Origin of the sequence: Paraeggerthella hongkongensis, from assembly GCF_003726035.1 — a bacterium.
In the GTDB taxonomy this organism is placed as follows: Bacteria; Actinomycetota; Coriobacteriia; order Coriobacteriales; family Eggerthellaceae; genus Paraeggerthella; species Paraeggerthella hongkongensis.
On the sequence record NZ_QICD01000010.1, the window covers coordinates 26726 to 46002 of the forward strand.

The following is a 19277-nucleotide window of genomic DNA, read 5'->3' on the forward strand; positions in this document are numbered from 1 at the left end:
GGCTTCGCACGCAATACGAGCACGCAGCCCAACCGCATCGCGGCGAATCGCCGAACCTGTCAAAACGGACGAGTTTTGCCGGTCCTCGGTCAAGGATAAACTTGAAGGACAAGCCTGTGACCAGGTGCGATAAAAAACACCCTTGGGCAACCCCGTGCCGAAAGGCGAAAAATCGCCGCAAAACTCATCCGTTTTGACAGGTTCGGAGATTCGCCGACGCCACAGGGAAAAGGCGCTTCTACCAGCGTTCATCGCGGCTCGAATACGCGCGTTTCGGAGACGCCGCGCCGCCCAGCCAGGGCGGAACGAAGCGGGATGGGGCGGGGCGGAACGGAACGGGACGGAAGAGAACCATCGGCCCAGCCCCGCCCCGCCCGAGCAGCCTCCACTAGTTGAACGCTTGCTGGGTCTTCTCCAGACCAACCTGCACGAGCGACAATGCAGCCTGGGCGCCCCGATCGACCGCGTAAGCGAAATCGTCAGCCGCCTCTTTCTTGGGAAGCCCCAAAACCCAATCGACCACCGGCATGCGCCCCGGCGGGCGACCGATGCCGACGCGCACGCGCAGCCAATCGCGCGTCCCCAGCTTGTCGCAAATGGAACGCAGCCCGTTATGCCCTGCATGGCCGCCGCCGAACTTCACGCGCACCGTTCCCGGATCGATGTCCAGCTCGTCGTGCACCACGATCACGTGATCCGCTTCCACGCCGTAAGCGTTCATGAGCTGCTTGACGGGACCTCCCGAGGTGTTCATGTAGCTTTGGGGCTTGGCAAGAACCACATCGCAATCGCGGTAGACGCCCTTCGCCGTGAGGGCGCCGCATTCGGTTTTCCAGTAGCGCGCGCCCACTTCCTCGGCGATCGCATCAACGGTGTCGAATCCGGCATTATGCCGGGTATGCGCATATTCCTCGCCCGGATTCCCCAGGCCAACGATTAAGAACATGAGACTCAGCTTTCCACTTGCAAGTTACACGTATAGGTCAGCGAGAAAGGCCGCGGCACCCGAAATTCGCGGGGATGGCGAAGGCGGAGCGCACTTCGGTACGCGAGCTTTCGCCATTGCGCGAAGATGGGGCGCCACGGCCTTTCGCAGCGTCGGCTCGTTCCGCTGTTCGCAGAACGGCGGAACCCTTACTCGAACAGCGACGCCACCGAGCCGTTGTTGTACACGTTGTTGATGGTCTCGGCGAACAGCGACGCCAGGGACAGCACCTTGATCTTGCCCGTCTGGCGCTCCAACGGCACGGGCACCGCGTTCGTGACCACCACTTCTTCGATGACGGAGTTCGCGATACGATCATAGGCCGGGCCGCTGAACAGGCCGTGGGTTGCGCATGCGTACACCTCCGCAGCGCCTTTCGCTTTGAGCGTAGCCGCGGCGGCAACCAGCGACCCGGCAGTATCGATCATGTCGTCGTTGAGGATGCAGATCTTGTCCTTCACGTCGCCGATCAGCGCCGTGATCTCGGCTTGATTGTGCTTCGGTCGATCCTTGTGCATGATGGCGATGTCGCAGCCCAGCATGGTGGAGAACTTCTTGGCAGCCTTGGCACGACCCACATCGGGCGACACGACGCACACTTTTTCAGGATTGAACCCCATGGACTTGTAATAGTCCACGAAGATGGGCATGGCCGTCATATGGTTCACCGGAAGATCGAAGAAGCCCTGGATGGCGTCCTGGTGCAAGTCCACCGTGATCACGTTGTCCACGCCGGCCGCAGCCAGCAGGTCGGCGACCAGCTTCGCGGTGATGGGCTCGCGGGGAGCGGCCTTGCGGTCCTGGCGCGCATAACCGTAATGCGACACCACGGCAGAAACGGAGCGAGCGGAAGCGCGCTTGGCGGCATCGGTCATGATGAGCAGCTCCATGAGGGCATCGTTCACATCGTAGCCGTCCGCGCCGCATACCGACTGGATCAGGAACACGTCGGCGCCGCGAACGCTCTCCTGGTAACGTGCGTAGATCTCGCCGTTTGCGAACTTCTCCAGCTTGACGTTGCCCAGCGAGGCGTTCAGGTCCTTCGCGATCTCGTCAGCGAGCCCGGGGTTAACCGACCCCGAGAACAGGGCCATGCTCTTCTGCACTTCCGTCATGTACGCGCTCCTTTGCGTCGCTTCATGGGCCGCCGCGCTGCGCAGCCGTCGCCCCCTATCCCATTCGTCTCATTGTATCCGCAGGTGGTCCGCTCGCACAGGGGGAACGCCCGCTTCTTCGCAGATTGACCGCAAGAGGGTCGTCGAACGCGCAGGCGCAACGCCCCTCTCCCGGCAGGAGCGCCGTCGAGCATCGTCGCCCGAAACGTACGGAATTCCCGCAAAAACCGTACGTTTCGGGCGACGCTGCGCATACGGAAAACGGGGCGATCTCTCGCCCCGTCGCAGATTCAGCTTCTTCTTTTCGCTTCCTTAGGCTTCCGCTTGCTTTGCGCGCTTCTTGGCGGCCCAACCGGGAATCTCGCGTTGTTCGGGCCGCGTCAGCGCCAGCGCATCGGCCGCAACGTCCTTGGCAATGCACGATCCCGCGCCGATGATCGCGCCCGCGCCGATGGTGACCGGAGCGACCATCATGGTGTCGCTGCCCACGAACGCGCCGTCGCCGATAACCGTCGGCCACTTCTTCTTGCCGTCGTAATTGCAAGTGATCGAGCCCGCGCCGATGTTCACATCTTCGCCGATGGTCGTATCGCCGATGTAGGACAGGTGCGGCACCTTCGACCCCTTGCCCACCGTGGACTTCTTGATCTCCACATGCGTGCCGGCCTTCGCGCCTTCGCACAGATGGGCGGCGGGACGCAGATACGCGCGCGGACCAGCCGTCGCGCCGTCGTCCAGGCGCGCTTCCACGGCCACCGTCTCGTCAACCGTGCAACCGCGACCCACCGTCGTGTCGGTCAAACGGGAGCTCGGCCCGATCACGCTGTCTTCTCCTACGCGCGTTGAGCCCATCAAGAACGTCTGGGGCAAAAGCTCCACGTCCTGCTCGATAACCACGTCCGGCCCGATCCACACCTGGTCGGGATCGGTCATGGTCACGCCATTGGCCATGTGGGCGGCGTTGATGCGGCGCTGCAGCAGCTTCGTGGCCTCGGCCAGCTGCGCGCGCGAGTTCACGCCCAAGCACTCGGAAGCGTCGTCGCACGCCAACGCCAGCACCGGACGACCGGCACGGCGGCAAATCTCCAGCACATCGGTCAAATAGAACTCGCCCTGGGCATTGTCGTTGCCAACCTGCGCCAGCGCGTCGAACAAAGCGCGTGCGTCGAAGCAGTAGAATCCGGAGTTGCACTCGCGGATAGCGGCCTCTTCGGGCGTTGCGTCCTTCTGCTCCACGATGCGCGCCACGGATCCATCCGCCTCGCGCACGATGCGCCCGTACCCGAACGGATCGGCAGGCTCCATGGTCAGCACCACGCACGCGGCGGCATTGCGCTCGCGTTCCTCCACCAAGCGCGCGATGGTGCGGGACGTGATCAGCGGGCAGTCCCCCGACAGCACCACCAGCGAGCCGTCGAAGCCGGAAAGCGCCTCGGCACACACCAGCACGGCTCCCGCCGTGCCGTTCCGCTCGACCTGCACAACCGGCTGCGTATCGCCTTCGACCAGAGGCAGCACCTGTTCGCGCGCATGCCCGACCACGGACACCACGCGGCCGACGCCCGCTTCGCGAGCGGCGTCCACCACCCAGCGCACCAGGGGCTTCCCCAGCACCTCGTGGGCAACCTTGGGCTTTTTGGACTTCATGCGGGTGCCCGCACCCGCGGCTAGAACGATAGCAGCTGCTTCCATGTCATTCCTTCGCAACGTGGCTTCTATTCTTTCTCGGACATGCCGGTAGCGTCGTCCCCCTCGCGCCGCAGCGCGCGCTGTCGAGCCGCCTCGCCGCCTTCGCGCACCAACGCCTCCTCCACGCTCACCAGCGGAGGCTTGTTCTGGTTCTCGTGCAGATCCTCCTGCACCTGTTCCAGCAAGTCCTCCTTGCCCTCCTCGCGCAACACGCGCGCCACTTCTTCGCGCAGCGCCTCGCGCACGTCTCCAATGGACCCGCCGCCCAAAAGGCCGGTCGGACCCAGATCGACCACGATCTCGAACATATGCCCACGCGCATTGGCGGCGGCGAACTCTTCCTTCACCTTCGGGTCCTCGATGTCGCGAAGCATCTCCTCGCACTCGCGCGCTGCATCGCGGTCGGCCGTTTGCAGGTTCTCGTCGTCATCGCGAGCCGTGGACAGGTAGGCAACGCCGCGCTTATGCGCGCGCCGCGCCTGCAAAAGCAGGAACAAGAAGCCGATGATGCCGGCCAAAAGCGAGGCGGCCAGAATGCCCAGCTTCGCCGTGGCGACCAGGGCCTCGTCGTCGAACGCCAGATTGGCCACGAAGATGGCCATCGTGAAGCCGACGCCGCCCAAGATGCTCGCGCCCAGCATATGGCCCCAGTTCACGTTCTCGGGAAGCGATGCCAGCTTGCTCTTCACGATGGCAAAGCTCATCACCATGATGCCCAGCGGCTTGCCCACCAGCAAGCCGAGCAGCACGCCGTACAGGACCGGATCGGTCAGCATGGCCCCAACGTCCACGCCGGTAAAGCTCACGTCCGCATTCGTCAACGCGAACAGCGGCAAAATGGCGAAGTACACCCACGGGTACAGCTTGTGCTCCAAGCGCGTCGCCGGCGGCACCACCTGGCGCGCCACGCGGCTGAGCGACGAAACGGTTTCGATGTACTTGCCCTGCGCGATAACCGGCATCTCAGGCTCGAACGCTTCGCGCGCTTGCCGAACCTTGGTGCCCGACCAATCGGTGAAGCTCTTCAGGTCAACCCGCGACCCCGAAGGAATCGCGAAAGCCAGAAGCACGCCCGCGATGGTGGAGTGTACGCCCGACATGAATACGCAGTACCACAGCACAGCGCCCATCAGCAGATACGGGACAAGAGAATAAATGTGGCTGCGGTTCATCAAAACCAGCACCACCAGCACCGCCGCAGCGGCCCCCAGCCAGAACAGCGAAGGACTCTGACCGTAGAAGATGGCGATGACCAGGATGGCCATGATGTCGTCGGCAACGGCCAGCGTGCTCAGGAACACGCGGACGCCGCTGGGAACGCGGTTGCCCAGCAACGCCAGAATGCCCAGGGCGAACGCGATGTCGGTTGCGGTGGGAACGCCCCAACCGTGCGCCGTTTCGGGGTTCGTCGCATTGAACAGCAGATAGATGCCGACGGGGACGATCACGCCGCCAAGCGCCGCCATGATGGGCAGCAGGGCTTGGCGGATGTTCGTGAGCTCGCCCACGGTCAGCTCGTACTTGACCTCCAAGCCCACCAGCAAGAAGAAGATGGCCATGAAGATGTCGTTGATGATGTGCGCCATGGACATGCCGGCGAACGCATCGCCGAAGAACAAGCCCACCTCAGTGTGCCAGAAGTGCAAAAAGTCCTCGTAAGCGCCGGTGTTCGCCACGATCAGCGCAACCACTGCGGCAAGCAGCATGGCTCCGGCAGCCTTCGTAGACGAATGAGTGAACTGGATGAGCTTCCAATATCGAGCCTGATGGCCCTGAACCTCCGAGATGAAAATACGCTGAATGCCTTCTTGGTTCGTATCAGTCATAATTGCCTTAGCGCATGCCCGCGACCCTTTCGGGGCGCCTCTCTTGCCTGTCATCGCGGGAGCCGGGCACGCGGCGCTCCCCTAAAACACCCTCGTATTATCCACCATCGTCCGGCACTTCCTTGTATCCACGCTACGTTTTTAAACCGATTTCATAACATGGTGAAAATAGCCCTCCATAACTAAGGGTTTTGCGCTATGCTATTCCTATCAGTTCGACGAAAGGAGTCGGCTTTCAATGCGACGAAGAAGCGTTATTTTTGCCCGCATGACCAGGCCAGGCGCTTGACCGAGCTGTTTTTTTATTCGCCACGAAATAAGAGGTGATTGCTATGAGCATTACCGTCACCGGACGCAAAATGCCCGTAACCGATGCACTGCGTCAGTACGCCGAAGAAAAGATCGGCAATTCCATGAAAGTCATGGACATCGATCCTCTCGTAGCTGAAGTTGTTCTGTTCGTCGAGAAAAACCCCGCGAACCCCCGCCCTGCCGTCTGCGAAGTGACGTTGCGCACGAAGGGCCACATCATTCGCGTCGAAGAGAGCGAAGAAGACATGTACGCAGCCATCGACGTGGCCGCCGCCAAGGTGGTCCGCCAGCTGCGCAAATATAAGACGAAGGTCATCGATCGCAAGCTGCGCGCCGAAGACGAGACCATTCGCATCCAGCCCGCCGCCGCTGGAGAGCTCGACGTTGACGGCCTCATGCAGGAACTTGCAGACGACGAGGTCGTGCGCGTGAAGGAAATGGAATTCGCGCCGCTGACCGAAGAGGAAGCGCTTATCCAGATCGACCTTCTGGGCCATGACTTCTACGCCTACACCGACCGCGACAGCGGCCTGGTCAACGTGCTGTATCGCCGCGACGACGGCGGGTACGGCCTGCTCAAGCAAAAGGAGGATTAAGATTCATGCCCACTATCGACACCATCAAGGAAGTGCTGCAGGAGAACCTGGACATCGATCCCGCCGACGTGACGGAAGAATCCACGTTCGACTCCTTGGGCATCGATTCGCTCGACATGGTAGAGCTTATCTGCGACCTTGAAGAGAAGTGCGAAGTCGACTTCGGCGAACCCGAAGGCTTGAACTCCGTAGGCGACCTCGTGACGTACGTAGACTCGCTGTAACGATTCGCCATCCACGAAAAAAGGACCCGTACGGGTCCTTTTTTCGTGCGTCGGCACGATTAACGCCAGCCGACCCTGCGCAAGGAAGCTTATTCGCCGCCAAAAGAGCGCGTGGTGAACACCAGGGACAAATAGCCCGCCGCCGCGCCGCCGAAGGCGCACGCGCAGCCTTTGAGCACCATCATGGCCACCATGGGAAGGGGCGCGGAAAGCGCGAACGCGGCGACAACGCCCAACAGCCCCATGAAAGCGCCCGCGACAACGCCCACGACCAGCATCGCGGCGCCATAGCTGCGCGGAACGATGCTCGCAACGCCCCCGAACGTCTCAGGCGCGATGAACGCGCCCGCCCGCATATCCTTCTTGGTAAGCGGAACCGCGCACGCAAACAGGATCGCGCCCAGAATAAGGCCCGTGATGACGAGGTCGGCCACGATGCTGACGAGATCGAACTGCATGGTCACATCGCCACCGTGCATGAGCCAAAATATGCCAGCGTTCAGCACGCCGTTGATGGCGCCAAAGCCGATGAGGCATTTATGCAGGGCATACGACGAGAACTTTACCGTATCTCCGGATACAGAGTTCCCTTCCGTCACATTCACGGCCATGGAGGATTCCTTCCATCGGGGATTTATCGGGGAGGAATTATAGCAATAAGCCCCAACGGTCTCCGATGGACTATTTCCGTTGATACGGTAATTTGCTGTTTCAAAGTTCGGATGTTCGCGTTTCTACGGAGGCTGCACAGAACATCCTCGCGCTAAGCCGGCTTGCCGCTCCGACCTACCAGCCCGCGCGGCGCATCGCTGCGCGCAGCTCGGCTATGCTGTACAGGCTGCCGAATGCGCACACCAGCCCTTCGGGTCCAGCCAGATCGCATGCCTTCGCCACCGCGTCGTCGAAGTCGCGCGCCTCGTAGGGCCTCACGCATGCGGAGCACCCCAGCAAATCCTGTCCCGTCCAACGAATGGCGCGCGCCAGCTTCGCTGCCGGAAGGGCACGCGGATTAGGAGGCGCGACGGCCACGAAAGCGCCGCCCAGCGGCAGGATCGACTCGAACATGGCCGGGTAGTCCTTATCCTCCAGGACCCCGATCACGAACACGGCCTTCCTCCCGGGAAACACGTCGCGCAGGGAGTCGGCAAGCGCCTGCGCGCCTTGCGGGTTATGCCCGCCGTCTATCACGAACGTCGGTCGGCCGTCCCGGCTTGGCAGCACTTCGAAACGCCCCGGCCACTGAGCCCGCGCAACGCCCGACCGCAGAGCCTCGTTCGAAATATCCCATCCGCGCGCGCGCAGGGCAAACGCCGCCTCGATGGCAAGCGCAGCGTTCATGGGCTGATAGGCGCCCAAAAGCTGCGTCTCGTACGCTTCTCCCCGATAGGAAAACGGCCGCACATGCACCTGCGCGCCCGCATCCCCCACAGTGCGGCGCTCGACCGGCTCCACGTTCAGCTGAGAGAAATCGGGCTTCTCCAACGTATCGCCGCATGCGCAAGCAGCCCGCTCGATCACGGCCATGGCCTCGGCCCCTTGCGGCCACGACACGACGGTCGATCCCGCTTTCACGATACCGGCCTTCTCCCCGGCAATCGCGGCAAGCGTGGTGCCCAGCAGCGCCGTATGGTCCAAGCCGATGCGCGTGATGACCGCAACTTCGGGAGCATCTATGACGTTCGTGGAATCAAGACGACCGCCCAACCCCACTTCAAGCACGGCAACCTGGCATCCGCTGCGCGCGAAATGCTCGATGGCAACAGCGGTCATCAGCTCGAACTCGGTAGGATGATCGCCCGTTTCGGCAGCCATCGCTTCGGCATGGTCTTTGACCTCCAACGTTACCGCCGCAAGGTCTTCTAGAGAAATCGAACGCCCATCCACGCGAATGCGCTCTTCGAACGTCTCGATAAACGGACTGGTGAACAGCCCCGTGCACAGCCCGGCAGCGCGCAGTATGGAAGACAGAAACGCGCTTGTCGACCCCTTCCCGTTCGTGCCGGCAACGTGGACGAACCGCATGCGATCCTGCGGACGACCCAAGCGGTCCAGCAGCTCGCGAATGCGGTCGAGCCCCAGACGCGACGCCTGCCAGCGCGGTTCGTTGATGTAGGCGATAGGGTCGAATTCCATGATCAGCTCCTCTGCAAAACGAAAGCGAGCGCTTCGCATGAAACGCTCGCCCCCAAGATAGCACAACACCCCGCAAACAGCACGGCGACCGGACAACCGCTACTGCTGCGACAAATACTCCGCGATACCCGCAGCCGCGCGCTTCCCCGCGCCCATGGCCAGGATCACCGTCGCCGCGCCTATCACCGCGTCGCCGCCGGCGAACACGCCCGGCCTCGACGTAGCGCAGGTACGCTCGTCGGCAACGATAAGGCTGCGAGGGGTAACCTCCAAACCAGGAGTCGTCTTTGCGATAAGCGGGTTCGTCTTCGATCCCACGGCCATGACCAGCATGTCGACATCCATGACGAACGCGCTGCCCGCCACCTCCTGCGGGCGACGGCGACCGCTGGCATCGGGCTCTCCCAATTCCATGCGCACGCATTCCAGGCCGGTGATCCAACCTTCGTCGTTGCCGAGCGCGCGCTTGGGGTTCGTGAGCATCTGGAAGCGAATGCCCTCCTGCTCGGCATGGTGCACTTCCTCTGCACGGGCAGGCATCTCGTCGCGGCTGCGCCGGTACACCACGGTGACGTCGGCGCCCAAGCGCTTCGCCGTACGCGCGGCGTCCATGGCAACGTTGCCGCCGCCCACCACGACGCAACGCTTGCCCGCGTACACCGGCGTATCGTACTCGGGGAACTGATACGCTTTCATAAGGTTCACGCGCGTCAAAAGCTCGCTTGCCACCATGGAGCCGTTGAGGCCTTCGCCCTCGATGCCCAGATAAGCCGGCAAACCGGCGCCCGTTCCCACGAACACGGCGTCGAAGCCGCGCTCATCCAGCAGTTCGTCAATGTCGTACAGCTTTCCCACCAGCGTGTTCAGCTCGAACGAAACGCCGCTGTCCCCCAGCTTGGACACTTCGCGCTCAACCAGGTCTTTCGGCAGACGGAATTCGGGGATGCCGTACGTCAGCACGCCGCCCGGCTTGTGCAGGGCCTCGAGCACCGTCACGTCGCAGCCAAGCTTGGCCAGCTCGCCTGCGCACGTGAGCGAAGCAGGGCCCGAGCCCACCACGGCCACGCGCTTGCCCGAAAGATCGACATAGGGCGCAACGGCGGTTTCGCCATCCGCATCCGCAACAGGAGCGGCGGCTTCCTCGGCGCGCTGCTGGGCAATCGCGGCGGCGGCCTCCTGCGGATGCTCGAACGCCCAGTCAGACGTGAAACGCTCCAAACGACCGATGCCAACCGGCTCGCCGTTCTTGCCGCGCGTGCACACGCCTTCGCACTGCGTTTCCTGCGGACACACGCGCCCGCACACCGCCGGCAAAGCGCTCGCGCTCTTCACGATGGCGTACGCTCGGGCGAAATTTCCCAAAGCAACCTGCTCGATGAAATCGGGAATAGGGATGCCCACGGGGCAGCCATGCACGCAGGGCCGCGTGGGACACTGAATGCAGCGACGTGCTTCCAGCATGGCCTCTTCGGCAGAATACCCGCGCGCGACCTCGTCAAACGTTCTGGCACGCTCGACGGGATCCAGCTCGGGCATGGGAACCATCGTCTTCTGCTTGTTCACTTCGTAGCTGGTCCGCGCCATGTTAGGCCCCCTTCCGGTCGCCGCGCGCAGACGCGCACCCGCAATCGCGGCCTTCGGAGGCTATCCGACCCGCCGCAGCATCCCGCGCCGCCGATTCAAACGAGCGGTACATCACCCCACGACGCATAGCGTCGTCGAAATCGACCAGATGCCCATCGAAGTCGGGACCGTCCACGCACGCATGCAGGTATTCATCGCCCACTTTCACGCGGCAACCGCCGCACATGCCCGTGCCGTCGATCATGAGCGGGTTCATGGAAACGAGCGTTTTGATGCCGTAAGGCTTCGTGGTGGCCGCCACGAACTTCATCATGATGACCGGACCCACGGCAAGCACCAAGTCGTAGTTCGCGCCCTCGTCGATGCGCTGCTGAAGCGCTTGCGTCACCAAGCCCTTGTTGCCGTTCGACCCATCGTCGGTCATGACAATCTGACGCGTGGAGCTGGCGTTGATCTCGTCTTCGAACAGAATGAGGTCGGCGTTGCGGAATCCCGTGATCACGTCCACTTCGCAACCCTGCTCGTACAGCCATTTTGCCTGCGGGTACGCGATCGCGGTTCCCAAGCCGCCGCCGATCACGCACGCACGACGCGCGCCGGCAAGTTCCGTCGGGTTCCCCAGCGGGCCCACGAAATCAAGCAGCGCGTCGCCCGCCTTCATGTTCGCCAAACGCATGGTGGTCGCCCCCACCGCCTGGAACACGATGGTGACGGTACCCGCCTGAGCGTCGCAATCGTTCATAGTCAGCGGGATGCGTTCGCCATGCTCGTCGATGCGCAGCATGATGAACTGGCCCGGCTTGATCTTCTTCGCGATCTCAGGAGCCCGCACGACCATGCGGGTGACTTCGGGGTTCAACGCCTCAACTCGTTCGATGGGATACACTCGCCCTCACCCTTCTCGTCTTAGAACAAAAACAGCACCGGGTGTCGGTGCCGATTCGCGCTTACTAAGGTGGCAGTATAGCAAACGGCCTTTGCGAGGATTGTTTCGGACGTGTTTCCGCACGGTCAAAGGCGCGTGGCGCGCGCGAAGAAGCATCCCGAGAAAATGCCGCGGGCGCGACCGGTCGAAACAGCGCGCCAACGGCAACGAACCCTTGACGAAGCATGCCTTGTTCGGGAGTGCGTGATAGGCTCGAATCATGGGATCCGTTCCTGAACCGACACTGCTAGGAGGAAGCATGGCGCGCGTTTACGCACTCGACAATCGTATGGAGCCCGTCCCCTCTCTGCAAGATGCCCCGGAGCATCGCCCAATCGCTCTCGCGCTCGCCCCTCAAGAACTTGACGCGCTCGATGCGCTTGAGCTCGGCTCCGAGGCGCGGCAAACCCTTCGACTGCTGTCCGCCACCGAAAGCACGTACCTCGACGTGCTCCCCTCATGCCTGATCGGGTCGTTCGCCATCCCGGACAAAGAGCATGTTCTTGAGAGCCCCGCATGCTTCACGTTCTATCTGGACAAGCAAAGGCTCGTGTTCGTGGACGAAGGCGACACGTGCGCAGATGTCCTTGACGCCGTGGCAGCGCAGGGCGTGATCAAGCAGCCCACTGCGGCTCACTGCCTGTTCGAGTGCATGAAGCTGTTCATCAAGGGAGATCTTTCGTTTTTGGCCAACCTGGAAGACCAAATGGAAGATGTGGAAGAAGCCATCATCGACCGCGGCATGAACGGGAACAACCGGCGCATGTTGACGTTTCGGCGCATGTTGCTGCGCATCGACACGTACTATCAGCAGCTGGTGGACATGGCCAGCGGTTTGGCAGAGAACGAGAACAAGCTGCTCGCCCGCGAGGAAGCGCATCTGTTCCTGGTGCTGCAACGGCAGGTCGAGCGGTTGCTCAAACGCTCGCTCACGCTCAAGGAGTACAGCCTGCAACTGCGCGAGCTCTACCAAGCCCAAATAGATATCCAGCAGAACAACACCATGAAGTTCTTCGCCGTAGTCACGACGCTTTTCGCACCGCTCACGTTGCTGACCAGCTGGTTCGGCATGAACTTCGCGCACATGCCCGGCATAGACTGGTCGTGGGGCTATCAAGCGGTCATCGCGTTGTCCATCGGCATCATCTTGGTGGAGCTCGCAATTTTCAAGCGAAAGAAATGGCTGTAGAAACGCCCGTCCCCTGGCGAAAGGCCTCTTCGCCAGGGGACGGGGCTGCATGACGCAGCGGATAGCGCACGTCGCGCACCCGCGTCATTCGGCGCCGGATGCCTGCAAAAGCTCGCCCAACGTTGCGAAGTCGTTCTCAAGCGCCTCGCGTTTGCTGCCGTCGTACAGCGCCGCGGCCGGATGGAAGATGGGGAACACCTTGAACTTCCCCGCATGCTGCAGCGTGCCATGCAGGCGCGTGATGCCGATGTCCGTTTTCAGGATGAACTTCGTGGAGAAGTTGCCCAGCGTCACAATGAAATCCGGGTCGATCGTGCGCGTCTGCTCGCGCAAGTACGATGCGCACAGTTCGATCTCTTCGGGCCGCGGGTTCCGGTTTCCCGGAGGGCGGCACTTCAACACGTTGGCGATGAACACGTCCTCGCGCGTCAACCCCGCCACGGCCAGAAGCTCGTTGAGGTACTTGCCCGCCGCGCCGACGAACGGCTCGCCTTGCAGGTCTTCGTTCTTACCGGGCGCCTCCCCGATGATCAGCACGCGCGCCTCGGGGTTGCCCACCCCGAACACGGTTTGCGTGCGACCGTCGGCCAACGGGCATTTCCGGCACGCTTCCACCTGCGCGCGAATTTCGTCCAAAGGGACGTGCGGCTTGGTCATCTGATCCCCCATCTACACGTAGTACCTGGGCATACGATGGCTGAACCCGATGGCAACCTCGTAGTTGATGGTTCCCAGGGTGTTCGCCATGTCGTCGATGGTCACAACGGAATCGCCTTCGCGACCCACCAGCAGCACTTCGTCGCCGATTTGCGGGTCAAGCTTGAGACGGTTCGCATACGTGCGCATGTCCACTTCGAACATGCACTGGTCCATGCAAATGTTGCCCACCTGGCGGCAGCGCTGTCCCTTCAAGATAACGTCGGTCCTGCCGGAAAGCCCGCGGCGCAAGCCGTCGGCGTACCCGATAGGCAGCGTGCATATCTTCACGCTGCCGGGGCTGCGGTAGTTCATTCCGTAGCTTACGCCCTCGCTCATGGGAACCGTGCGCACGTCGGAGATGCGCGCATGCACGCTCATGACCGGCTTCAAATCGATCAGGGGGCGCGTCACCGACGAAGGATGCAGGCCGTACAGGCCCACGCCCAGGCGCACCATGTCGAAATGCACGTCGGGGTACCGAATGGCAGCCGCCGTGTTAGCCGCGTGCACGATGCCGGGGTTGAAGCCCGCCACGTTCAGTGCGGTTACGGCCTCGATGAAACGCTTGACCTGGATCTGGAAATCCAGCGTTTCGGCGGAATCCGCCGTGGCGAAATGCGTGAACGTGCCCACCAGATCAAGCGCCCGGTGGAAACTCACTTGGCCCATGAACTCGACCACTTCGTCGTGACGGACGCCGATGCGGTTCATGCCGGTGTTCACCGCCAAATGATAAGGCGCCTTCATACCGTACGCATCAGCCGTTTCCGCATACTGGATGGCGAAATCGGGCGTGTACACGCTTGGCATGACCTTGTACGCAAGCAGCAGCGGAATAGCGGAAAGCGGCGGCTGGGATAACACTAGAATAGGGGCGTTCACCAGGGCTTCGCGCAGCTCGATCGCCTCATCCACCGTGGCGACGCCCAGGTAGTCCACCCCGGAATTGAGCGCCGTTTTGGCGCACTTCACCGCACCATGGCCGTACGCGTCGGCCTTGACCACGGCCATCACGCGCACACCGGCCCCCACTCGCTGTTTGATCATAGTGGCGTTGTAGCGAATTGCATTGAGGTCGATCTCGGTCCAGGCCCATCGACGATCGGTGGTAGGAATCAAGCGCAGCTTGTCGGGATCGAACTGCGCCGGTTCGTCATCGGGGCGCGCATGGTCGCGCGCGTACTGGAACGCGCCTTCCGCGCCGCTGTTGAACGCCGCCGAAGTCGCTTCGTATGCGCTTTGCCCGCCCGACGACCCTGCACCGCGCGCGTTCGCGTTGATAGCCGAACGCGCCGACTCGAAGCCGAGCGGCTTGCGGTTCGCAAAGCCGGTGAATCCATTGGGAAGTTCTTGTGCCGTCATGCTGCATGCCTTTCAGTCGATCGGGCATCAGTATAGCACTGCAACGTTCAACCGACCCGGGGACCGCCGCGAGCGAACACGCGCATCCACACGTTCATACGTCAGCATGAAAACGATCCCTGACTGGCCAATTCTAACAGCAATGTTACGCATGGCCCAGCGATCCCGAAAGCCGCATCCCTATGAGCTGGGATGATGGAGCGGAGCGTTTAAGGGAAGGGCGACGAAGGGAGCTTGCGGCTCCGAAAACGCAACATTTGGCGCAAAATCGAGCAACAAGCGCCGGCGCCATGGCAAGCCGCCGCAAACGCCGCGCCCGAGCACGGCCGTCCCGGAAGCGCTCGGTGCCGGACAGCGCACGACCCGCCTATCCCTCCAGCTCGTGCAGCATGTCCAAAAGTTCCTGGCGCTTGTGGATGTCGAGCTTCGTATATATGTGCTTGGCATGCGTGCGCACGGTGTTCTCGCTGATGACCAAGCGTTCGGCAATAGACGCCATGCTGTTTCCGCGCGCGATAAGCTCCGTCACCTCGGTCTCGCGCATGGACAGGCCGTAGCGCTCTTGCAGCTGCAAGCACTGCTTCGACGTACGATCGCGAATGGCGCCCGCATCCTCGGAAGCCGAAGGGCGATTGCGCCGCTTCTTGGACGACGCGCCCTTGCGCGACGACGGATCGGCGTCCTCGGCAGGTCCGTCGGCACCGGCGGTCGCCTTGCGAGCGGCACGGCCCGATCCCTGGGAAATGCCCAGAGGCAGAAACTCGATGGGGTCCGCCGTCACGGTGCCCTTCGAGGCAATCGACTTGAACAGCGTGCCCGTTGCTGCAAGCAGGGTAAGGCCCAGCACGTAGCTCGACGCCATCGCCACGATGAACAACCACTCGCGCCCGTCCACGGATACGAAATCACTCACCCATCCCAACAGAAACCCCACGCTCTGCATAATGTAGGCAACGCCGCCGAAGAACCCGTAAATGAACACGGGATTGATGCCGCGATCGCGCGAGATTTGCGCACATTGCATCATCATGAGCATCTGCACAAGCGAGAACACCATATACGTAAAGCCCGCGAACAGGTTCAGGTACCCCGGGCCCAGAAACGGCAGCAGCAAAAACCCCGTGATAATGACGGGATACACCACGCGAAACACCGACGTGAGGCCGAAGCGAAAGCTCATGCGGTACCACAGAACCAGCAGCACCGCCGCCGAAACGAAGGAACCCAGCATGGACGCGCTGTTCACCACCGCGGCGATCTCTTCGTGCAGAAGCGCGATGCCGCGGATAACGCCGCTGGCCAAAGCGAGCGATCCCACGCACAGGGCGCTTCGCCAATAGTCCGCCACCGCCTGCCGGTACACGCGCGGATGCTGACGCGGAACGTCTTCGAACATGGGCTGGTCAACCAACATTTCGCGCACCGAAAGGGTTACGCAAAGGCCGCACAACGGAACGAACACAAGCGGGATCAAGAACGCGGTCAGCGCAATGGGCACCAGATACAACGCAAAGTAAACGAACGGCGCTATAGCGGTCCCCACGATCAACCGCAAGTTCCCCTGTTCGGCCGAAAGCGACGCGAAATACCGCTGCCACAGCATGAACATGCCCGCACAGCCAACGCCCAGCAAAACCCCGCCGCCCGCCACCAGCACCAACGTCGCCACCGTCGCGTACATGGCGCCGATAAGGCACGCCGATCCGCTGAACACCAAAAGCGCGCTCAGGGCAACTAGCATGCGGCGCGCACCGCCGGGAATGTAGTAGGAGCCGAACATGCTGGCAACGAACGCTCCACCGAACGCCAGGGCCTGAGCCAAAAAGAACGTGAGCGTAACTTCAGCGGTCTGGAACTCGAGAGGTAAAAACGGGAAGATGCCGCCCCATATCGACGTCGCATTAACCGTCAGAAAGCACGCATAGCCCCAACTGGACACGTGCGTTCGCGCCGCCGATTGCGTCATGTAGCTGCCACCCCCTCCGGTACCATACTGCAAAGCATGGTAGCATACGAGCGCGGCCCCGCAAGGAAACGCATTGGCGATTTTCATGGGATGGTTATACCGCGACCTGGGGTTTTACCCTTAAATCACATGACGAGTGTGATTCTTCCCCCGTCGCTTTCCGGTACTTTTGTACACGGCGAGAGGAACAATCACAGTCAGAGGGAGGGAACTATGACCGTACACGAATCGACATTGTCGCGCCGCACGTTCGTCAAAGGGTCGCTCGCGGGCGTCGCGCTCGCAGGAGCCGCCGGGTCTGCGCTTTACGGCTGCGCACCTAAGGCCGAGGAAACCGCGAAAGACGGCGCCGCCGCGACAAGCGACCAGATCGCTTGGAGCCAGTGCAACGTGAACTGCGGCGGCAACTGCGTCTTCCAGTGGCATTCCCGCGACGGCAAGATCGTCTACATGGAATCCGACAACACGGGCGACGCCGACCTGCAAGCGCGCGCTTGCCTGCGCGGCCGCTCCATGCGCCGCTGGATCAACAGCCCTGACCGCCTGCTGTATCCCATGAAGCGCGTTGGCAAGCGTGGGGAAGGCAAGTTCGAGCAGATTTCCTGGGACGAGGCCATCGACACCATTGCAAGCGAGCTCAAGCGCGTCATCGACACGTACGGCAACGAAGCCATCTACGTGAACTACGCCACCGGCATGTACTCGACCACCGGGCGCAACCCCAGCAAGCGCCTGCTCAGTCTGCTAGGCGGCTTCATCAACCAGGGCTACGATTACTCCACGCACATGATGTCGGCCGTCATGCCGTACATGTTCGGCAGCGACAAGGAGAAGGGCAGCGTTTACAGCCCGTACGACAACGTGAACGCCTCCTCGTTCTCCGAGGCCGAGCGCGCATCCGACCTGGTGGTCATGTTCGGAAACAGCCCCGCCGAAACCCGCATGGGCGGCGCGAACGCCGTGTGGGACTTCGCCAAGGTGCGCGAAGCCGTCAACGGCCGCGGCGGCAAGATCATCAACATCGACTACCGCCTGAACGAGTCTGCATCGGGCCATCCGGACGAGTGGCTGCCCATCCGCCCCGGCACCGACGCTGCGCTGTGCTCCGCCATCGCGCACGAGTGGATTGCCAACGGCCAGGTGAACAAGGAGTTCCTGGACAAATACTGCGTCGGTTACGACGAGGACACCATGCCCGAGTCCGCCAAGGGCCAGAACAAGTCCTACAAGGACTACATCATGGGCACCGGCTACGACATGGTTGAGAAGACCCCCGAGTGGGCCGCCCCCATCACGCAGATCTCGGCGGACAAGATCCGCGAGCTGGCCGCTGCCATCGCCGCCGCCAAGGCTCCGTTCATCTGCCAGGGCTGGGGATCGCAGCGCCACACCAACGGCGAGGACACGGCCCGCGCCATCAGCATGCTGCCTATCCTGATCGGCCAGCTGGGCCTACCGGGCACCAACACGGGCCAGCGCGAGGCCGAGCCGCCCACGTACTTGGTCGGCTCCCTGCCGTTCAAGAACCCCATCAAGACCGCCATCCCCGTGTACCAGTGGGTGAACGCCGTCGACCACGGCAAGGACATGACCGCCACCAATGCGGGAATCATCGGCGCCGACAAGCTGGGCAGCGACATCAAGTTCCTGTGGAACTACGCCGGCAACTGCATCACCAACCAGCACGGCGACATCAACTACACGCACGAAGTGCTGCAGGACGAAAGCAAGCTGGAATTCATCTTGGTATGGGACACGGTGATGACCGACTCCGCCAAGTACGCAGACATCCTGCTGCCCGACGCCATGCGCTCCGAGCAGTTGAACATGCAGACGCAGGGCTATTCCGAGTACTACACAGCCGTCGTGGTGGGCGGACCGGCCCAGGAGGCCCCGGGCGAGTGCCGCACCAGCTACGACGTGTGCGCGGACATCGCCGACAAATTCGGCAAGAAGGACGAGTACACCGAAGGCCGCACGCAGGAGGAATGGATACAGCACCTGTACGAAGAGGGCGCCAAGGCCGACGGCAAGATGCCCACGTGGGACGAGATCAAGGCGCAGGGCATTTACAAGCGCGCGCTCGAGCCGTCCATCGGACTGAAGGACTTCCGCGACGATCCGGCGAAAAACCCGCTGGGCACGCCTTCCGGAAAGATCGAGATCTACTCCGAGCAGCTGGCGACCATCGCCGCTACGTGGGAGCTCAAAGAGGACGAGGTCATCAACCCCATCCCCGTATTCACGCCTGGCTTCCAGGGATACGGATCCGTCACCGACGAGTACCCGCTGTACTGCTCGGGATTCCATCACAAGAGCCGCACGCACTCCTCGTTCGGCTTCATCCCCGAGCTTGAGGCCGTAGCCCGTCAGCAGCTGTGGATCAACCCCATGGACGCCGATCCGCGCGGCATCAAAGATGGCGACAAGGTGGCCGTGAAGAGCCCGGCAGGCGAGATCCGCATCGAAGCCAAGGTGACGCCGCGTATCGTGCCCGGCACCATCGGCATTCCGCAGGGCGCTTGGCACAAGGCCGACATGGGCGGCGACCGCGTGGACGAAGGCGCATGCGTCAACACGCTGACCACGTACAAGCCCACGCCGCTGGCAAAGGGCAACGGTCCTGCGCATTCCATCATCGCTCAAGTCACCAAGGCATAAAGGGGGGAAGA

The 19277-nt window shown here is 62.3% G+C and carries 15 protein-coding genes; 4 read left to right on the forward strand and 11 right to left on the reverse strand.

Annotation, left to right across the window (positions count from 1 at the left end):
• Window positions 1-388: 388 nt before the first annotated feature.
• The 4 genes from pth to nhaA all read right to left on the reverse strand — a co-directional run bounded on the left by pth (window position 389) and on the right by nhaA (window position 5615).
• A complete protein-coding gene (gene pth / locus DMP08_RS06495) occupies window positions 389-946 on the reverse strand; it encodes an aminoacyl-tRNA hydrolase (protein WP_123192139.1) in 558 nt (185 codons plus the stop codon).
• A 188-nt stretch (window positions 947-1134) separates the two neighbouring features.
• The gene (locus DMP08_RS06500) at window positions 1135-2100 is read right to left on the reverse strand and encodes a ribose-phosphate diphosphokinase (RefSeq protein ID WP_123192140.1); all 966 of its coding nucleotides are present in this window, start codon (window positions 2098-2100) and stop codon (window positions 1135-1137) included.
• Between the two features lie 312 nt (window positions 2101-2412).
• Complete coding sequence (glmU, locus tag DMP08_RS06505) at window positions 2413-3792, reverse strand: bifunctional UDP-N-acetylglucosamine diphosphorylase/glucosamine-1-phosphate N-acetyltransferase GlmU (RefSeq protein WP_123192141.1); 1380 nt, start codon at window positions 3790-3792, stop codon at window positions 2413-2415.
• 23 nt (window positions 3793-3815) lie between these two features.
• On the reverse strand, window positions 3816-5615 hold the full coding sequence (nhaA, locus tag DMP08_RS06510; RefSeq protein ID WP_123192142.1) for a Na+/H+ antiporter NhaA: 1800 nt from the start codon (window positions 5613-5615) through the stop codon (window positions 3816-3818).
• A 332-nt stretch (window positions 5616-5947) separates the two neighbouring features.
• Here nhaA and hpf point away from each other — a divergent pair, with 332 nt between their 5' ends.
• Together hpf and DMP08_RS06520 are read left to right on the forward strand one after the other, a co-directional pair.
• On the forward strand, window positions 5948-6523 hold the full coding sequence (gene hpf, locus DMP08_RS06515) for a ribosome hibernation-promoting factor, HPF/YfiA family (protein ID WP_123192143.1): 576 nt from the start codon (window positions 5948-5950) through the stop codon (window positions 6521-6523).
• Between the two features lie 5 nt (window positions 6524-6528).
• On the forward strand, window positions 6529-6747 hold the full coding sequence (locus DMP08_RS06520) for an acyl carrier protein (protein ID WP_123192144.1): 219 nt from the start codon (window positions 6529-6531) through the stop codon (window positions 6745-6747).
• Window positions 6748-6836: 89 nt separating this feature from the next.
• On the opposite strand, the gene DMP08_RS06525 is transcribed toward DMP08_RS06520, so the two are convergent.
• The 4 genes from DMP08_RS06525 to DMP08_RS06540 form a co-directional block, all read right to left on the reverse strand.
• Window positions 6837-7358 (reverse strand): hypothetical protein, encoded by a 522-nt coding sequence (locus DMP08_RS06525; protein ID WP_123192145.1) that lies wholly within the window; start codon window positions 7356-7358, stop codon window positions 6837-6839.
• A 175-nt stretch (window positions 7359-7533) separates the two neighbouring features.
• On the reverse strand, window positions 7534-8880 hold the full coding sequence (locus tag DMP08_RS06530; protein WP_123192146.1) for a bifunctional folylpolyglutamate synthase/dihydrofolate synthase: 1347 nt from the start codon (window positions 8878-8880) through the stop codon (window positions 7534-7536).
• Between the two features lie 99 nt (window positions 8881-8979).
• Entirely contained in the window at window positions 8980-10464 is a 1485-nt protein-coding gene (gltA, locus tag DMP08_RS06535; RefSeq protein WP_123192147.1) for an NADPH-dependent glutamate synthase, read from the reverse strand.
• Between the two features lies 1 nt (window position 10465).
• Window positions 10466-11350: a sulfide/dihydroorotate dehydrogenase-like FAD/NAD-binding protein gene (locus tag DMP08_RS06540; protein WP_123192148.1), complete on the reverse strand. Its 885-nt coding sequence runs from the start codon at window positions 11348-11350 to the stop codon at window positions 10466-10468.
• A 298-nt stretch (window positions 11351-11648) separates the two neighbouring features.
• Here DMP08_RS06540 and DMP08_RS06545 point away from each other — a divergent pair, with 298 nt between their 5' ends.
• Window positions 11649-12578, forward strand: a complete 930-nt coding sequence (locus DMP08_RS06545; RefSeq protein ID WP_123192149.1) for a magnesium transporter CorA family protein — start codon at window positions 11649-11651, stop codon at window positions 12576-12578.
• An 84-nt stretch (window positions 12579-12662) separates the two neighbouring features.
• Here DMP08_RS06545 and DMP08_RS06550 read toward each other — a convergent pair whose 3' ends face one another.
• From DMP08_RS06550 to DMP08_RS06560, 3 genes are all read right to left on the reverse strand, one after another.
• Window positions 12663-13235, reverse strand: coding sequence for a uracil-DNA glycosylase (locus tag DMP08_RS06550; protein WP_123192150.1), 573 nt, complete (start codon window positions 13233-13235; stop codon window positions 12663-12665).
• Window positions 13236-13247: 12 nt separating this feature from the next.
• Entirely contained in the window at window positions 13248-14639 is a 1392-nt protein-coding gene (gene alr, locus DMP08_RS06555; RefSeq protein ID WP_123192151.1) for an alanine racemase, read from the reverse strand.
• 367 nt (window positions 14640-15006) lie between these two features.
• The gene (locus DMP08_RS06560) at window positions 15007-16605 is read right to left on the reverse strand and encodes a response regulator transcription factor (protein WP_123192152.1); all 1599 of its coding nucleotides are present in this window, start codon (window positions 16603-16605) and stop codon (window positions 15007-15009) included.
• Between the two features lie 213 nt (window positions 16606-16818).
• Here DMP08_RS06560 and DMP08_RS06565 point away from each other — a divergent pair, with 213 nt between their 5' ends.
• Window positions 16819-19266, forward strand: a complete 2448-nt coding sequence (locus tag DMP08_RS06565) for a DMSO/selenate family reductase complex A subunit (protein ID WP_123192153.1) — start codon at window positions 16819-16821, stop codon at window positions 19264-19266.
• Window positions 19267-19277 lie beyond the last annotated feature (11 nt).